15 protein-coding genes are annotated in these 15804 nt (G+C 30.6%); 9 read left to right on the top strand and 6 right to left on the bottom strand.

What is annotated here, in order from left to right; all coding sequences use genetic code 11:
- Positions 1–113: 113 nt before the first annotated feature.
- The 3 genes from VJY32_RS04610 (at position 114) to VJY32_RS04600 (ending at position 4135) form a co-directional block, all read left to right on the top strand.
- The gene (locus VJY32_RS04610) at positions 114–2399 is read left to right on the top strand and encodes a glycosyltransferase family 4 protein (RefSeq protein ID WP_353676716.1); all 2286 of its coding nucleotides are present in this window, start codon (positions 114–116) and stop codon (positions 2397–2399) included.
- Between the two features lie 38 nt (positions 2400–2437).
- Entirely contained in the window at positions 2438–3406 is a 969-nt protein-coding gene (locus tag VJY32_RS04605; RefSeq protein ID WP_353676715.1) for a glycoside hydrolase family 130 protein, read from the top strand.
- Between the two features lie 90 nt (positions 3407–3496).
- Positions 3497–4135, top strand: a complete 639-nt coding sequence (locus tag VJY32_RS04600; RefSeq protein WP_353676714.1) for a phosphatase PAP2-related protein — start codon at positions 3497–3499, stop codon at positions 4133–4135.
- Positions 4136–4139: 4 nt separating this feature from the next.
- Here VJY32_RS04600 and VJY32_RS04595 read toward each other — a convergent pair whose 3' ends face one another.
- The 3 genes from VJY32_RS04595 to VJY32_RS04585 all read right to left on the bottom strand — a co-directional run bounded on the left by VJY32_RS04595 (position 4140) and on the right by VJY32_RS04585 (position 8008).
- Positions 4140–5330: a M24 family metallopeptidase gene (locus tag VJY32_RS04595; protein WP_353676713.1), complete on the bottom strand. Its 1191-nt coding sequence runs from the start codon at positions 5328–5330 to the stop codon at positions 4140–4142.
- Between the two features lie 74 nt (positions 5331–5404).
- Entirely contained in the window at positions 5405–6973 is a 1569-nt protein-coding gene (locus VJY32_RS04590) for a sensor histidine kinase (protein ID WP_353676712.1), read from the bottom strand.
- Between the two features lie 57 nt (positions 6974–7030).
- Complete coding sequence (locus tag VJY32_RS04585) at positions 7031–8008, bottom strand: L-threonylcarbamoyladenylate synthase (RefSeq protein ID WP_353676711.1); 978 nt, start codon at positions 8006–8008, stop codon at positions 7031–7033.
- 108 nt (positions 8009–8116) lie between these two features.
- On the opposite strand from VJY32_RS04585, the gene hisN reads away from it, so the two are divergent.
- Both hisN and trxA read left to right on the top strand, forming a co-directional pair.
- A complete protein-coding gene (gene hisN / locus VJY32_RS04580; protein WP_353676710.1) occupies positions 8117–8881 on the top strand; it encodes a histidinol-phosphatase in 765 nt (254 codons plus the stop codon).
- A gap of 88 nt (positions 8882–8969) precedes the next feature.
- On the top strand, positions 8970–9305 hold the full coding sequence (gene trxA / locus VJY32_RS04575; RefSeq protein ID WP_353676709.1) for a thioredoxin: 336 nt from the start codon (positions 8970–8972) through the stop codon (positions 9303–9305).
- Positions 9306–9379: 74 nt separating this feature from the next.
- Here the strand turns inward: trxA and VJY32_RS04570 are convergent, their stop codons facing one another.
- Entirely contained in the window at positions 9380–9589 is a 210-nt protein-coding gene (locus VJY32_RS04570) for a 4Fe-4S binding protein (protein ID WP_353676708.1), read from the bottom strand.
- 176 nt (positions 9590–9765) lie between these two features.
- Complete coding sequence (locus tag VJY32_RS04565) at positions 9766–11742, bottom strand: thiamine pyrophosphate-binding protein (protein WP_353676707.1); 1977 nt, start codon at positions 11740–11742, stop codon at positions 9766–9768.
- Between the two features lie 472 nt (positions 11743–12214).
- On the opposite strand from VJY32_RS04565, the gene VJY32_RS04560 reads away from it, so the two are divergent.
- The 4 genes from VJY32_RS04560 (at position 12215) to VJY32_RS04545 (ending at position 14465) form a co-directional block, all read left to right on the top strand.
- Positions 12215–12880, top strand: coding sequence for a hypothetical protein (locus tag VJY32_RS04560; protein ID WP_353676706.1), 666 nt, complete (start codon positions 12215–12217; stop codon positions 12878–12880).
- Positions 12881–12893: 13 nt separating this feature from the next.
- A complete protein-coding gene (locus VJY32_RS04555) occupies positions 12894–13202 on the top strand; it encodes a hypothetical protein (protein WP_353676705.1) in 309 nt (102 codons plus the stop codon).
- Positions 13203–13215: 13 nt separating this feature from the next.
- Positions 13216–13641: a hypothetical protein gene (locus VJY32_RS04550; RefSeq protein WP_353676704.1), complete on the top strand. Its 426-nt coding sequence runs from the start codon at positions 13216–13218 to the stop codon at positions 13639–13641.
- A gap of 323 nt (positions 13642–13964) precedes the next feature.
- Positions 13965–14465 (top strand): GNAT family N-acetyltransferase, encoded by a 501-nt coding sequence (locus tag VJY32_RS04545; RefSeq protein ID WP_353676703.1) that lies wholly within the window; start codon positions 13965–13967, stop codon positions 14463–14465.
- A 319-nt stretch (positions 14466–14784) separates the two neighbouring features.
- Here VJY32_RS04545 and VJY32_RS04540 read toward each other — a convergent pair whose 3' ends face one another.
- Positions 14785–15726, bottom strand: coding sequence for a hydrogen peroxide-inducible genes activator (locus tag VJY32_RS04540; protein WP_353676702.1), 942 nt, complete (start codon positions 15724–15726; stop codon positions 14785–14787).
- Positions 15727–15804 lie beyond the last annotated feature (78 nt).

Here is a 15804-nt window from a genome sequence, read left to right as displayed (position 1 = left end):
AGCATGGAGAAATTTTGGGAACCATAAAATATGTTAAATTTTAAAAACGCTGCCAATTATTTCATACCTTGTTAATCATTTCAAATTTGTAAAAATAAAAGAGGAGATGATTTATGGTAGAAATGCAGAAGCTTAAAAAAATTGCGTTCGTTGGAAATTATTTGCCCCGTAAATGTGGAATTGCAACTTTTACATTTGATTTAAGAAATGCAGTAAATAATCAATATCCACAAACAGATTGTCTTGTTCTGGCTTTAAGCGACAGAGATCAGGATTTTGAATATCCGTCAGAAGTTAGATTTGTAATCAATAAGCAGAATATTAATACTTATCAAAAAGCAGCTGACTTTCTTAATTTTAATAACATTGATGTTGTTTGTCTGCAGCATGAATATGGAATTTTTGGCGGTACAGAAGGAAGTCACATTTTAGCTTTACTGCGTAATTTAAGAATGCCTGTTGTAACAACACTTCATACAATATTAAATGAACCTAATCCAGACCAGAAAAGAGTAATGAAAGAATTAATTTCTTACTCAACTCGTTTAATTACAATGACAGAAAAGGGAAAAGATTTTCTCAAAAATATTTATAATGCGCCAGAAGATATTATTGATGTAATTCCACATGGAATTCCTGATATGGCTTTTGTAGACCCAAATTTTTATAAAGATAGATTTAATGTTGAAGGCAAGTATGTAATTTTAACTTTTGGTTTGTTATCACCAAATAAAGGCATTGAATATGTTCTTAAAGCTTTGCCGAAAGTAATATCTGTTTTCCCAAATCTTGTTTACATAGTGCTTGGGGCAACTCATCCTAACATTGTAAAAGAATATGGTGAATCATATAGAATGAGTCTTGAAAGATTGGCTCATGATTTAGGGGTTAAAAAAAATGTAATATTTTATAATCGATTTGTTGATTCAGAAGAATTAAAAGAATTTATTGGCGCAGCTGATATTTATATAACTCCATATTTAAATAAAGCTCAAATAACATCGGGTACATTGTCCTACTCTTTTGGTTGTGGAAAAGCAGTTATATCTACACCTTACTGGCATGCTGAAGAATTGCTATCTGATAATCGTGGTGTAATTGTTCCTTTTGCAGATTCGAACGCAATAGCAAATGAGATTATTAAATTATTGCAGGATGAGCCAAGGCGTCATGCTATGAGAAAAAAAGCTTATATGCTTGGAAGAGAAATGGTGTGGAATAATATTGCTCATTTGTATGTTGAATCATTTCAAAAAGCAAGAAATCAAAGATTAGAAAAGCTGCAAAGTATTTCTTCAGTAAAAACTTTGAATGAACAAAGCATGGAATTACCCTCGTTTAAATTCAATCATCTATTTAATATGACTGATTCAACTGGAATTTTACAACATGCGAAATTTACAATTCCTCTACACAGCGAAGGTTACTGTTTGGACGATAATGCTCGAGCTTTTCTATTAACTATTCTGCTTGAAGAAATTGGTTTAATGGATGAGCAGATTGAAGCAATAGCTAAAAAATATGCTGCATTTATTCTTTATTCATTTAATGAAAAGAAAAATAGATTTAGAAACTTTATGGATTTTAATAGAAAATGGAAGGAAGATGTTGGTTCTGATGATTCTCAGGGCAGAGCACTTTGGGCACTTGGAACTTGTGTTAATAGGTCAAAGAAAAGAGATTTGCAAATGTGGGCAACTCAATTATTTAACAAAGCATTGCCAATTTTAACAGAACTTACATCTCCCCGAGCATGGGCATTCGGTTTAATTGGTATTTATGAATATTTGCAAAAAATGAGTGGCGATAGAGTAGCAATTCAAATACAGGAAAATTTAACACAAAGACTAATTGAACTTTATGAAAGAAATTCAAATAATGAATGGAAATGGTTTGAAGATTATCTGGTTTATGATAATGCAAGACTTTCACAAGCACTCATGTTAACTGGGAATTATTCTAATAATCGAAGAGCATTTGAAATTGGTCTTGAATCATTAAAATGGCTTGTTGAACTTCAAACTACAGAGGCAGGTTATTTCAGACCAATTGGTTCAGATGGCTGGTACAATCGTAATGGCTCAAAAGCAGATTTTGACCAACAACCCATTGCTGCTTATGAAACTATATCTGCATGTATTGATGCTTTTCAAATTACTGAAGATTATTATTGGTACAATAAAGCAAGAATTGCGTTTGAATGGTTTCTGGGAAGAAATGATTTAGGTTTAGCTCTATATGACCCTGTAAGTGGAGGTTGTTATGATGCTCTTCATGTTGATAGAGTTAATCTAAATGAAGGAGCTGAATCAACTTTATCCTTTTTACTTTCACTTGCTGAAGTATATAGAATTGAAAACATGATTAAATCTTACGAGCATGTTAAAAGTTATGAGTAATATTTCGAACATTTAGTAAACAAAATTGGTGTGGAAATATGAGTAATTCTTCTCATGAATTATTTCATCGATATGATGGAAATCCAATCATAACAATTTATGATATACCATATCCGGCTAATTCTGTTTTTAATTGTGGTGCGGTATCTGTAAATGGAGAAACAATTTTATTGATGCGAGTAGAAGATTTAAGAGGGATATCACATCTTACTGTTGCACGAAGTAAAGATGGAAAAACTAACTGGGATATTGATTCAAAACCAACATTGCTGCCTGACCCGATTAATTATCCCGAAGAAATCTGGGGTATAGAAGACCCGAGAATAACCTATCTTGATGAATTGAAAAAATATGCAATTACATATACAGCTTATTCTCATGGAGGTCCTTTAGTTTCTCTTGCAATGACAGAAGATTTTAACTCATTTGAAAGAATTGGTGCAATATTACCACCTGAAGATAAAGATGCAGCTTTGTTCTCAAAGAAATTTGGTAATAGATGGGCAATGCTACATCGGCCAATAATTTCTACTCCATACTCTGCAGCTCATATATGGATTTCATTTTCACCTGATTTAATTCATTGGGGTGAGCATAGAATTTTAATTAGAGCAAGAGAAGGAGCATGGTGGGATGCAAATAAAATTGGTCTGTCACCTCCTCCAATTCAAATTCCTGAAGGCTGGCTGGTTTTATATCACGGAGTAAAAAGGACTGCTGGTGGCGTAATATATCGTCTTGGACTGGTATTGTTAGACCTGGAAGACCCAACTAAAGTATTGCGAAGAAGTGATGAATGGATTTTTGGCCCAAGAGAACATTATGAAAAAGAAGGAGATGTTGATGATGTTGTATTCCCTTGTGGTTGGATTGTTGATGGTGATGATGTTAGATTATATTACGGCGCTGCAGATTCCTCCATAGCACTTGCAACTGCAAAGCTGAGTGATTTAAGAAGATATATTTTATCTTGTCCTGTTGCTGTTACATCATTGAGATGGGGATAACTGAATAATTGTATACTGCACTATCTGTGTTGAATACACAGATGTGCAGACTTTTTTATATTTTTAATAAATTAATTTGGTATTTGTATATTGAGTGAAATTGAAAAATTAAAAAATATCTGGCAGCCAAAACTTTTAGATAAAAATTTTAGAACAAGATTTTTTATTTCCTCCCTTTTGCTTTTGTTTATTTTATTATCACTGGCAAAATTTCTTGAATATAATGAATCCCGTTCTGGATTTTCTTTTAATGACCCAATCTTAGCTTTATTCCAGCCCATAGATATTACATGGTTAACATTTGCTTTGATTTACTCAGGTGTGATAATAGTTTTAATTCATTTAACTTTTCATCCGGAAAATTTTCTTATAGCCATTCAATCTTATAGTCTAACTGCACTTTTAAGATTAATTACAATTTTTCTTTTGCCGCTAAATGCTCCTGAAACAATAATTCCACTGAAAGACCCTTTCGTTGAATTCTTTGGCGGGGGGAATACTTTGTTAAGAGACCTTTTCTTTTCTGGTCATACTGCTACAATGTTTGTCTTTTTTCTTGTAGTAAATAATAGAACCCTTAGAATTATTTTTTTAATTGCTACAATTTTGGTTGGAATATTTGTTCTAATGCAGCATGTTCATTATACAATTGATGTAATTTCGGCACCTTTCTTTGCATATACATCTTATCGTATTGTAATTTTATTGAACCAAAAGTTTGATAATTGAATAATTATCTTATCAAATAAATTTCGTTTTGTCTATCTGATAAAAATTCGCATCCATCTTTTGTTACATAAACCATTTCTTCAATTGTTGCAATGCCATAATTTTCTATTGTTAATCTTGGTTCAATTGTAAAAACATTACCATCTTCAATTTCAAGCAAAGGCAGATTTCCATATCGTTCCCATTTTGGTCCAAGCAGTGCTCCACCATCGTGAACAGAACGACCCACTTGATGTCCAAGACCATGGGGAAATTCGCTATAGCCATTAATCTGAATATAATTTCTTGCAACTTCATCAATTTCCCAGCCTTTTTTGCCAGCTTTTAATTCATTTGCTGCTTTTGTGATTGATTCTTTTATAACATTAAATCCTTTTTGAACTTCTTCAGGAGGATTATTTTCTTCCGGTTTTAATACATACCATGTTCTTTGTAAATCAGAACAGTATCCATTTATTTTTAATCCAAAATCCATATTAACGACATGTCCATGTTGAATAATTCTATCTGTTGGACCAGAGTGAGCACCTGCAGTATCTGGACCTGAAAAAACCGATGGACAATATTCCTTATCCCATGCAAGCTCGAATCCTCTTTCTTTAACAAGATTCTGAACAAATAATGCAACTTGCTTTTCTGTCATTCCCGGTTTCATATAATTAGTAACTTTATCAAAGATTTTTAATGTTTCTTTTATAGCTTCTTTAATTAGTTCTAATTCTTTTGCTGTTTTTCTTCCGCGAAGTGATGCTACTAGTTCTTCTGAGGATACAAGTTTATTCATGTAATCAGTTTCTTTTAGGTTGTCAAGCAAATCAAGATATAATCCATAAGTTAATCCATCTGCAAGACTTGAATTTTTTGAGTAATTAATTGCAATTTTATTTGGTTTTATTTGTTCTAATACTTCCAGCAGTTTTTCTTTAATGGATTTCAAATAAGGATGAATGTTTTTATACGTTCCAACAGATTTCATATTTTCATATTCAAGCGAACCAATTATTGCATGTGTGTTACCATCTTTTGTGATTATAAATGCTGACTGCCATGTTGCATTTGTTCCAACCAGAATATCCATCATTGGGTCTTTCATATTTCCTGTTTCACGAACATAAATTAACCACATATCAATTTCTTTTTCTGATAGCAATTTTGCAGCTTGTTCTATTTTATCAATTATTAAATCTTTTTGCATTTGAAACCTCAAGTTTATATTTCAAAAAAATAAAATTCATTGCATTGATTAAACTTATATGAGTTGTCATGGAGTTATAATTGGTCAGCTTTATTTTTAGGAAGTGAAAAAGTAAAGGTTGTTCCTTTACCGGGGTTACTTTTAACCCATATTTTCCCGCCATTTTTTTCTATCATTTCTTTGCACAGAATTAATCCCAGACCGCTTCCTTTTTCGTTCTTAGTTCCAGATTTTGTAAATGGTATATCGATTCTAAATAGTTTTTCTGTATCAGATTCATCCATGCCTATTCCTGTATCACTTATTGATATTTCAATTACACTATCCTTTTCTTCAGAATTAAAAATTATTTTGCCATTTTCATGCGTAAACTTAATTGCATTTGAAAGTAAATTTTGAAGCACAGAAAAAATCATATCTTCATCTGCATAAACAGTATGTGTGCTGTTTATCTTATTAGTAATCTCAATATTTTTAATTGCTGCATTATGCAAGAGTAGATTTATAACTTTACTCGCTGTATTATGTATTGTAAAGTGTTTTGGACTAAATGAAATAGTACCAATTTGTATGCGTGACCACTGCAATAAATTTTCAAGAAGAGAAAATACTGTTTTTGCAGCTTCGTTAATATTTTCTGCGAAAGATTTTATTTCATCTTTACTTAATTCTTCTATATCCTGATATAAAAATTCAGAAAAACTTAAAAGTGAACTGAAGGGACTTCTTAAATCGTGAGCAATTATTGAGAAAAATTTGTCTTTTGATGCATTTGAGTTTTTTAATTCTTGATTAAGAGTTTCTAATTTTTCAATTAATTCTTTTAGCTGAGCTTCTTGTTTTTTCCGTTCGGTTATATCTCTTAGAATTCCACGATATCCAATAATTTCACCTTCTTTGTTTTTAACTGCTACAGATGTTTCAAGAACAACAGCAATTTCTCCATTTAATTTTTTAATTGCAATTTCAAAATCTTTTACAAAACCTTTTTTTATTAATTCATTTTTGAACTTTTCTCTGTCTTTTGGATTAATATAAAGGTCATATGTAATATTGATATCTTTAAGTTCATCTAAGGATTTTATACCCAGGAACTCCATGCCTGAAGGATTAAGTTCAATGAATTTTCCGTCAATTGTGCTTTCATAAACAATATCTTTAATTTCCATAAAAAGTTCTTGATACTTTTTTTCAGTTTCAAATAATTTTTCTTCGGTTTTAACAATTTCAGTAATATCTTTACTTAAACCAATATAAGCTATAGGTTCCCCATTCTCATTTCTGACTACGGAAGTACTGAGTTCAATAACAAATTCACTTCCATCTTTCCTTTTATTTAAGAGTCTTCCATGCCATCCACCTTTTTGTGTTCCTTCATTTATCTCTTTTAATATTCGAGGGTCATTTTTTTCCGAGCGGAGAATCTGGGTATTTTTTCCAAGAATTTCTTCGAGTTTATATCCGTAAGTATCAAGAAAAGTTTGATTGACAAAAATCATTTCGTGATTTAAATCTGTTACACTTATGCATTCATGAACAGAATTTATTGCATGGATTAAAAGTTTGATATTTTCTTTGGATTCAAAAAAATTATTTAAAGGAGAAATTTTATTTTGTTGGTTATTATTTCGGCTGGTGTTCATATTTTATTAATGCACCCAAAAAGAAATATAAATTTTGGTTTAAATATACAATATTTTTTAAATCTTATCTGAATATTTTTTAACTGCCTTTTTTAGTCTGTCCATTATAGCCAGTCCCAATCCTACTTCTTTAATTGGTTCAACTAAAATTACATCAATTTCTTCTTTTTCAAAATCGTGCAGATATTTAAATAAATTTGCAGCAGCTTCTCTTAAATCTTTTGATGGAGATAAAATTTTAACGGATGCAAAATCATATTGAATTTTTTCTTCACTTAAATAAAGAACACCAATTTTTTTACTAGAATATTTTTTTAAACTTTCTTCGTTCAAAAAAAATATTGGTTTAACAGGTGAGTAATGAAATGGCAATTGTCCGGGTGCTGTTGGTTTTTTTGATTCTAAGTTTAATTGTAGCTTACAATTTATTGTATCTTCAATTTCCTCTTTTGATAAACCTCCAGGACGGAGCAAATAAAAATTTCCTTCGTAGAACTGAACAATTGTAGATTCCAGTCCAATATTGCATTTGCCGCCGTCAAGAATTAAATCAACTTTATCACCCAAACTTTTTTTAACATGTTCAGCCTGAGTGGGACTTAAATGACCAAATTTATTTGCACTTGGTGCAGCAATTGGAGTGTTACTTTTTTCTATTAATTCAAGTGCAATTTTATGGTTGGGCATTCGTATTGCAACTGTGGGATTTCCTGATGTTACTATATCAGGAACTATATCAGTCTTAGGAAGAACTAAGGTAAGAGGACCAGGCCAGAATTTTTCGATTAACTTATCAATCCTTTCATCATTATAGATTGCATATTTTTTTATCCATTCTTTTTGTGAAATATGAAGAATAAGTGGATTAAAAGCAGGTCGCTTCTTAACCTCAAAAATTTTTGTTACTGCTATTGGATTTAATCCATCAGCACCCAAACCATATACTGTTTCTGTAGGAAAAGCAACCAGTCCGCCATTACGAATTATCTCGGCTGCTTTTGTTATTGTTTCGCTATTTGCAGGTAATATATTCATATTTTTTAATTTTCTATGCTGCTAAAATAAAGAGTTTTGGATAAGAAAAATAATTCTATAATTTTGAATACTATTTTGATTAATTCGAAAATAAAAAAGAGTTACAAAATGAATGAAATATCATACTTTAAAAAATTTGTTAAACTATTAGCAGATGAAAGTAAAAAAATTATAAGAGAATATTACAGAAAAGAAATTGTGGTAGAGACAAAAGATGATTTTTCGCCAGTTACAATTGCAGATAAAAAATCTGAAGAAATCATGCGTGAATTAATAACGCATGAATTTCCTGAGCACGGTATAATTGGTGAAGAATTTGGTGATTACAATCCTGATGCTGAGTATAAATGGATTCTTGACCCAATTGATGGAACAAAAAGTTTTATATGTGGAACTCCATTATTTGGAACTTTAGTTGCATTACTTAAAAATGATGAACCAATTTTAGGCGCGATTAATTTACCTGTTCTTGATGAGTTTTTGATAGGGGATAATAAATCAACTGAATTAAATGGTAAAAAAGTTACTGTAAGAAATTGTGAAAATATTTCTTCAGCTGTTTTATTAATTACAGATTATATGAACTTTGAAAAATATCGCAATTTGAAAGGTTTGGATAATCTAATAAGAAAAGTAAAATTATTTAGAAGCTGGGGCGATTGTTATGGTTATTATCTTGTGGCTACAGGTTATGCTGACATAATGATTGACCCGATTATGAGTCCATGGGATTTGATGGCGCTTATTCCAGTAATTAATGGAGCTGGTGGAAAAATTACTGATTATTATGGAGATAATCCTGTAAAAGGCAACAGTATTGTAGCTACTGGAGGGAAAATTCATGATGAAGTAATTAGAATACTTAATGGGTGAAATTTTTTAAAATTTTCTTCCAATGATTTTGAATCTTTTAGAAAGAAATAGCATCAAATCGTTAGCAAAAATAAAATAGGAGTTTTAAATGAATAACATTATTGAAGGCACAGATTTTAATTTCCAAAAAGAAGTTTTGGAATCTGAACTTCCAGTACTTGTTGATTTCTGGGCACCATGGTGTGGACCATGCAGAATGGTTGCTCCAATTGTAGAAGAAATTGCAAAAGAAAATGCAGGAAAGTTAAAAGTTGTAAAAGTTAATACAGATGAAAATTATGGAGTTGCTTCACAATATGGCATTATGAGTATACCTACACTCGGAATTTTCAAAAATGGAAGAATGGTTGATGCAGTTATTGGAGCAGTTCCCAAATATCATTTGATGTCAAAAATTAAACCTTATATAGAACAAGCAAATTAAATTTAGTCTAATGAATGAAAAACCCGATTCAAATTAATGAATCGGGTTTTTTTATAGAGGAGGCAATATATTGATCATTGTTCTACGATAGCATCAACAGCACAGACTTCAACACATGACTTACAGTTATTGCATAATTCCGGGGCAATAAATGTATGTTCTTCAGAAAGTGGAGGATGGGTTTCACCATTAACCGTGTATTCTTCTCCTGCATTGTAAATTGCATTATTTTCACATTCATCAACACAGGCAGAACAGCTTATACAATCATCAGTAATTACCATTTGTTAATACTCCATAATTATTTATTGATATTTTCATAATAGAACTTCAAAAAATTTGCCAGAAGAAAAATTGCTTTTTTAATTGAAAATAAACTACTGATTTATCAATTATGATAAATGTTATAGTTTAGTTTTTAGAAAGTGGGAATTTATGCTAACAGATTTTTTAGTGTAAATTACTGTGGGGCAGAATCATTATAATTCTTGTCCTCATCCCTATGAAAAATATTATCAAGATTGTCAATATTAGAAATTCTTTTTGCAATTGACATCCCATCCAATCCGTGATATTGTAAAACTTCTTGAGGAGTTCCGCACTCTGGATAATCATCAAGTCCAATGATATCAAATCTTTTTGCTTGAAAATGATGAATATCTGCTAGGGCATCTAAAATTCTTTCCCCTAATCCGCCTATAATTGAGTGGTCTTCAAGTACAAAAATATTTTTATAATTTTTTGTAACTGTTTCTATCCAGTCAAGATCAATTTTATTTAACCAGGGCATATTTACAACTTTTAATCCATAATTAACATTTTTCAAAATTCTGTGTGCTGTTAAAGCCTCATGCAGCATTACTGGTCCATATGCAAATATAATAGCGTCTTTGCCATCTGTTAATTCTGTGCCTATACCAGGAATGAATTCATAAAAATCTGGTAATTCAATTTTTTCTGGAGAAGGACCAATAGCCAGTCGAATAACACAATTTTCTTTTGCTTCATTTACACAATATTCAAGTGCCTTTTTTGTTTCAGTAGAATTGCAAGGTTGAATTATTGTCATATTTGGTATTGCTCCAAATAATGAAATATCGCGAATACTTTGGTGAGATTTTCCCGGTCCTGCTGGAATTAATCCTGCAAAGTGACAAACATAAATTATTTTTGTTTTTTCACATGCGTTATTGTAAATCTGTTCGTTAGCTCTGGCTGCAAGAAAACTTGCAAATGTATTTACTACTGGAATTAAACCCATGCGTGCTAAACCTCCAGCCATCGAAACCATATCTTGTTCTGCAATACCATTTTCAATAAATCTATCTGGATATGTGTACTCAAATTTTCTTAGCTTGCAGTCAGCAGAAAGGTCACCATCAAGAACAATTAATTTTTCATTAGTCTTAGCAAGCTCAACGAGTGCATCTCCAAATGCATCTGTTACAAATTCTTTGTCAATCTTTGTTGAAATTTTACCTTCGACTTTATTTTCGGGAATTTCAATTTTCTCAATCCCAAGTTCTTTAGCAAGTTTATTAATTGAATGGGTTAATTCTTCTATACCTTTTAAGAAATAATCATCATCAGGTGCCCCGCTGTGCCATTTGTAATAAGTCTTTCCTGAAATAGTTTCGGTGTAGGGTTTTTCCATAAATGAAATACCTTTGCCTTTAATTGTATCGGCAATAACCATCTTTGGTTTGTCTGTGACATTCTTAAGATTGGAAAAAGTATTTTTTAGTTCATTATAATCATGACCATTAATTCTCACAACATACCAGCCAAATACTTTCACTTTTTCAACAATGTCTTCAATATTATTCACATCGGCAACAAGCATATCAGTTTGATATTTATTGTGATCCATAATAACAGTAAGGTTCGAAATTTTTTGATGAGCTGTTGATTGAATTGATTCCCAGATTTGACCTTCTTGAAATTCACCGTCGCCGGTTAAAACATAAACATGTCCACCTTTATTCTTATATTTCTTTGCCCATGCCATTCCTTTCCCTTTTGAAATTCCCATTCCAAGTGAACCAGTGCATGCTTCAATGCCAGGTATTCGAACATCAGGATGACCATCTAATCCGTGCAGTCTTCTTAGCATCAATAATTTTTCTTCGGGTAAAATTCCAATTGCATAAAAAAGCGAATAGAGCCCTGGCACATCATGACCTTTTGAAGAAAAATAAATGTCACGCTCTTCACTGTTTATTCCAACATTCAGAATATTTAATTCATTCAAATAAAGATATGTCACAATATCCATTGCACTTAAAGATGAACCAAGATGACCGGAACCAGCTTTCTTAACTGCAACAAGAGTATTAAAACGGCACATATCGGCAAATAATTTCATCTTTAGTTCCCAACTGCCATTGAAATCTTTCACTTTATCAAATTCTAATTTTTTGATTAATTGGTAAGACATTTATTTTTCTCCGTGTTTATTCATAAAGAGAGTACAGCTCAAGACAAAATTACTTCATTTTATTGATAATTGAAAAAATATCGATGTTAAAATTCGGTTAAATAATACTTGTGAAAGTTTTCATAATCTGTGGTCATCTGTCAAATCCGCTTCATTTGTGTGCATCTGCTCTTTGTGAAATTTTGGATTAGAGATTTGATTTGACAGGAAATAAAGTAACTGAAAAAAATTAAAAATTGGATATTAGATTTAAGGAACACAGATGACACAGATAATACAAGATTTACACAGGATTTAATCTGTGAGTATCTGTCTAATCTGTGTTATCTGTGTGCTATTTTTATAATTAAAAAAAATTATTGATTACAACTCATCATCTAATTAAATTAAACATGCAAATAGTCTTCCTATCTTAAGATTCCTGTTTCTGTTTAATTCTCATAGATATTTATAATAAAAAGTGAGGGTATAAATGTCTGCTACAAAATTTCCCATCAAGAATTTTATAGCACTTCCAATTTTTATTATAATTACGGCATGTTCATCAATTCCTAAAGAATCAATAGAACTTTCATTAACAGCAGGAAGAGATATTTCTGCAATGCAGCAAGCACATCTTGAATTAATTGATTTATTTTATAATCGATTAATTTCTGATGTAAATAGATTTATAGATGAAGTTTATACACCATATCAAACAGAAAAATTATTGGAAGAATTTAGTGATGAACTATTAGATGAAAGTCCAAAAGGCGAAAAGAAAATTAATTTAGAGAAGATAAAAATTATACTTGAAGAGTTGTATTCAGATATTGAATATTACAGAAAATCAAAACTTAAGCCTTTAGTAGAACAGAGAGATTCAATCAAACAAAATATTATCAATTCTTATAATCGTATTATTTATGCAAACTCCGTTGTTACTGCTCATCTTGCATCAATCATAAAAGTAAAAGATGCTCAACTTGAAATATTACAGAAATTAGACTTAAATAGTCTGCCGCAAAATATCAGTTCTAAACTTTCGTCATTTTCAGATTCAATATTCGGGTTAACAGAAAAAATGAAGAATAAAAAAGAAAATACAGAAAAGGTTATTGAACAATTTGATAAACTTATAAAAGATATTTCAAAATAATCAGGAGGTTTAAATGGGAAAAAGTTTAGATGATTTTCGTAAAAGAGTTAAGCAGAAACTAAAAGAGAACAAAGAAGCATTCGAAGGAAAGTATAAAGATGAACTAAATGAGCTGCTTGGTTTATCTAAAGAAGAGATTAATAAAATTACACCGGATACTACCGACCTTGAAGTATATGATAATTTAATTACTATTGTTAAAGAAGCATCGAGGGTTAATTTATCTCAAGCAGAATTAAAGAAAAGAATTCAGGATTTAGGTGAAGTTGCTATCGAAATAAGTAAAATGGTAGTTCCACTTGCAAAACTTTTTATTAAATAATTGGAGGTGAAAAATGACTGATGTATTAACTGAAGTTGTTACAATGGATGCAGAACAACGCAGAAAGGCAAATGAATTTATAGTTCGTCATTTGCAGGGTTCAATGATTGACGGCAAAATTGATTTAAAAAGTCTGAGAAGAAAATTAGCAGTAACTTATTGGGTAATTGTAATTCTATCTGTTGTAATGTTTGTTATTGGAGTAATTCTTTTAAGTGTTCCTTTTTATGCAGCTTATGATGCTAACATCAAAGAATTAGAAGCACTCATAGCCGGAGGTTTTGGAATTGCAGATTTAGTTTCACTCTTTCTTTTCAGACCAATTGAAAGAATTCACAAAATTATGGGTGACATGAGTCAAATTGTAATTGCATTAAACAGTTTCCAAACTCAACTAGGACTTCGTCTTATGCAGATGGACGCAACAAATCGTCAATAAATGGGAGAAACAGCTGAATACATAAATTCAGCTGCGAAAGAAAGTATAAAATTAATTCAAGATTATTTTGAGACTGTGCAAGCACAGAAATGAAAGAATGATATTATAAGTGTAAAAAGAATGATGGAATAAATATTTATTCTGATAAATATCATTTTCAGTTCATGGTGTGCATAAACTAGGAAAATGTCTATATAAAATTTGTGAATCCATCTTTGATTGAGAATTTTATATTTTCTAAGGTTTATTTTAAAAATACTAATACTTTAGACAGCTCATTTAGATGAGTTCCATTATGTATAAAACATAGGTAGGAACATAACATGGTTATAAGAAAAATTACAACAAATGATGCTGAAAAATTTCTAAAACTCTGTAATGAACTGGATAAAGAAACTCAGTTCATGCTTCTCGAACCAGAAGAAAGAAAAACTACAGTCGAAGAACAAATCAATCAAATTGCAAATATCATATCAAGAAATAACAAAATAATTTTTGTTGCCGAGTATAATAATCAATTAATTGGTTATATAAGTGCCGAAGGCGGGGATTATAAAAGAAATAAACATAGTGTTTATATTGCGATGGGAATACTTCAAGCTTATACTGGACAAGGAATAGGAACCATGCTGTTAAAAGAATTAGAAAAATGGGCTTATCAAAATAAAATTCATCGTTTGGAACTGACAGTTATGGTTCATAATAAAGCAGGACTTGCTCTATATAAAAAAATTGGTTTTGAAATTGAAGGAACAAAAAAGCATTCTCTTTTAATCAATGGGTCTTATGTCGATGAATATTACATGGCTAAGTTATTATATTGAAAGCATGCAAAAAGCAAATTAGCAACATCACTGATTCACTTTTGATGATGTTTTAGTACTTGTAAGTATTTGAGAATTCTGAAAAATAGATTTTGAATTGACTGTTGTTCTCGCTGCCTTAAGTATTCCAATAGAAGAAAGAGGAAATTAATTTAATAATCATTTGATTCCTGCCTGCCCGTTAAGGCAGGTTTACACAGGAATGACGTATAAAATTTTTTGGAAGTCTTTATTTGTTATACTAAATTCTTGTCAAGTATTATTATACTTTTTAATAACTCAGAATTTAATAAAGCAAATATTTAAGCAACTAGTTTTTTCAGTGAATTATAAGTCCATCTTTATTTTGTTTTAATTCATCAGGGATTACTTTTAAGATTTCTACTTTCAGAGCATTTAAAAGGTGTTTTTTAATGAAAGTGTTAGTATAAATAAATCCAACTTCTCTTTTAGGAACAGGTTCATTAAACTCCTTGATTTGATTAAGTTTCTTTTTATCCTTGATATATTGAACGGCTAAATAAGGCAGCAGTGTCATTCCAAAACGTTGTTCAACTAATTTAATTAAAGTATCAAGATTACCACTTTCAAAAACAACTTTGTTGCTTTTTTCAATCCATGTGTTTTCACTGCTTCTGCAAATAGAAAGAGTTTGCTCTCTTAGACAATGTCCTTCTTTAAGTAGAAGAATATCGTTCACATTTAAGTCTGTTTGGTTCAATTTCTTTTTTTTCATTAACTTGTGGTCAGGCGGCAAAAAGGCAACAAAAGGTTCATAATACAATGTTTCTGTTAATAAATTTTCATTATTTGATCGCAGAGCAATTATTCCAATATCAAAGTAAGATTTTTGTAATCCGGTTATTACTTCATCTGTTGTTACTTCATCAATGATTAATTCTACATCGGGATATTTTCTTATAAAATTTTTTAAAAGCATTGGAAGCAGATAAGAAGAAATAGTGGGAATAATTGCAACACGTAATGAACCAACGAATTCACCTCTTTCTATCTGAATGATAATATGTAGTTTTTCTTTTTCTTTAAGAATATGTTTTGCTTGTTCGATTATTTTTTTGCCAATTTCTGTTGGAACGATTGGATGTTTGTCTCTTTTGAAAATTATTACACCAAGTTCTTCTTCAAGTTTTTGAATTTGCATACTTAATGTTGGTTGTGTAACAAAGCAGTTTTGAGCTGCCTCTGAAAAATTTCCAAATTTTTCTACGGCTATTAAATATTCAAGCTGTGTTAGTGTCATATTTATTATAAAAATTATTTATATGAATATAAAGATAATCAATTTGATTTATAATATAATTTGTATGATAATTGTAAC

The sequence above is a fragment of the Rosettibacter primus genome (assembly GCF_036860675.1).
GTDB classification, from domain to species: Bacteria; Bacteroidota; Ignavibacteria; order Ignavibacteriales; family Melioribacteraceae; genus Rosettibacter; species Rosettibacter primus.
This window is presented reverse-complemented; position numbering and strand designations above follow the sequence as displayed.

Coding starts and splice junctions, on each gene's coding strand:
- VJY32_RS04610 (WP_353676716.1), top strand. CDS start 114: ATGGTAGAAATGCAGAAGCTTAAAAAAATTGCGTTCGTTGGAAATTAT.
- VJY32_RS04605 (WP_353676715.1), top strand. CDS start 2,438: ATGAGTAATTCTTCTCATGAATTATTTCATCGATATGATGGAAATCCA.
- VJY32_RS04595 (WP_353676713.1), bottom strand. CDS start 5,330: ATGCAAAAAGATTTAATAATTGATAAAATAGAACAAGCTGCAAAATTG.
- VJY32_RS04590 (WP_353676712.1), bottom strand. CDS start 6,973: ATGAACACCAGCCGAAATAATAACCAACAAAATAAAATTTCTCCTTTA.
- VJY32_RS04585 (WP_353676711.1), bottom strand. CDS start 8,008: ATGAATATATTACCTGCAAATAGCGAAACAATAACAAAAGCAGCCGAG.
- hisN (WP_353676710.1), top strand. CDS start 8,117: ATGAATGAAATATCATACTTTAAAAAATTTGTTAAACTATTAGCAGAT.
- trxA (WP_353676709.1), top strand. CDS start 8,970: ATGAATAACATTATTGAAGGCACAGATTTTAATTTCCAAAAAGAAGTT.
- VJY32_RS04570 (WP_353676708.1), bottom strand. CDS start 9,589: ATGGTAATTACTGATGATTGTATAAGCTGTTCTGCCTGTGTTGATGAA.
- VJY32_RS04565 (WP_353676707.1), bottom strand. CDS start 11,742: ATGTCTTACCAATTAATCAAAAAATTAGAATTTGATAAAGTGAAAGAT.
- VJY32_RS04560 (WP_353676706.1), top strand. CDS start 12,215: ATGTCTGCTACAAAATTTCCCATCAAGAATTTTATAGCACTTCCAATT.
- VJY32_RS04555 (WP_353676705.1), top strand. CDS start 12,894: ATGGGAAAAAGTTTAGATGATTTTCGTAAAAGAGTTAAGCAGAAACTA.
- VJY32_RS04550 (WP_353676704.1), top strand. CDS start 13,216: ATGACTGATGTATTAACTGAAGTTGTTACAATGGATGCAGAACAACGC.
- VJY32_RS04545 (WP_353676703.1), top strand. CDS start 13,965: ATGGTTATAAGAAAAATTACAACAAATGATGCTGAAAAATTTCTAAAA.
- VJY32_RS04540 (WP_353676702.1), bottom strand. CDS start 15,726: ATGACACTAACACAGCTTGAATATTTAATAGCCGTAGAAAAATTTGGA.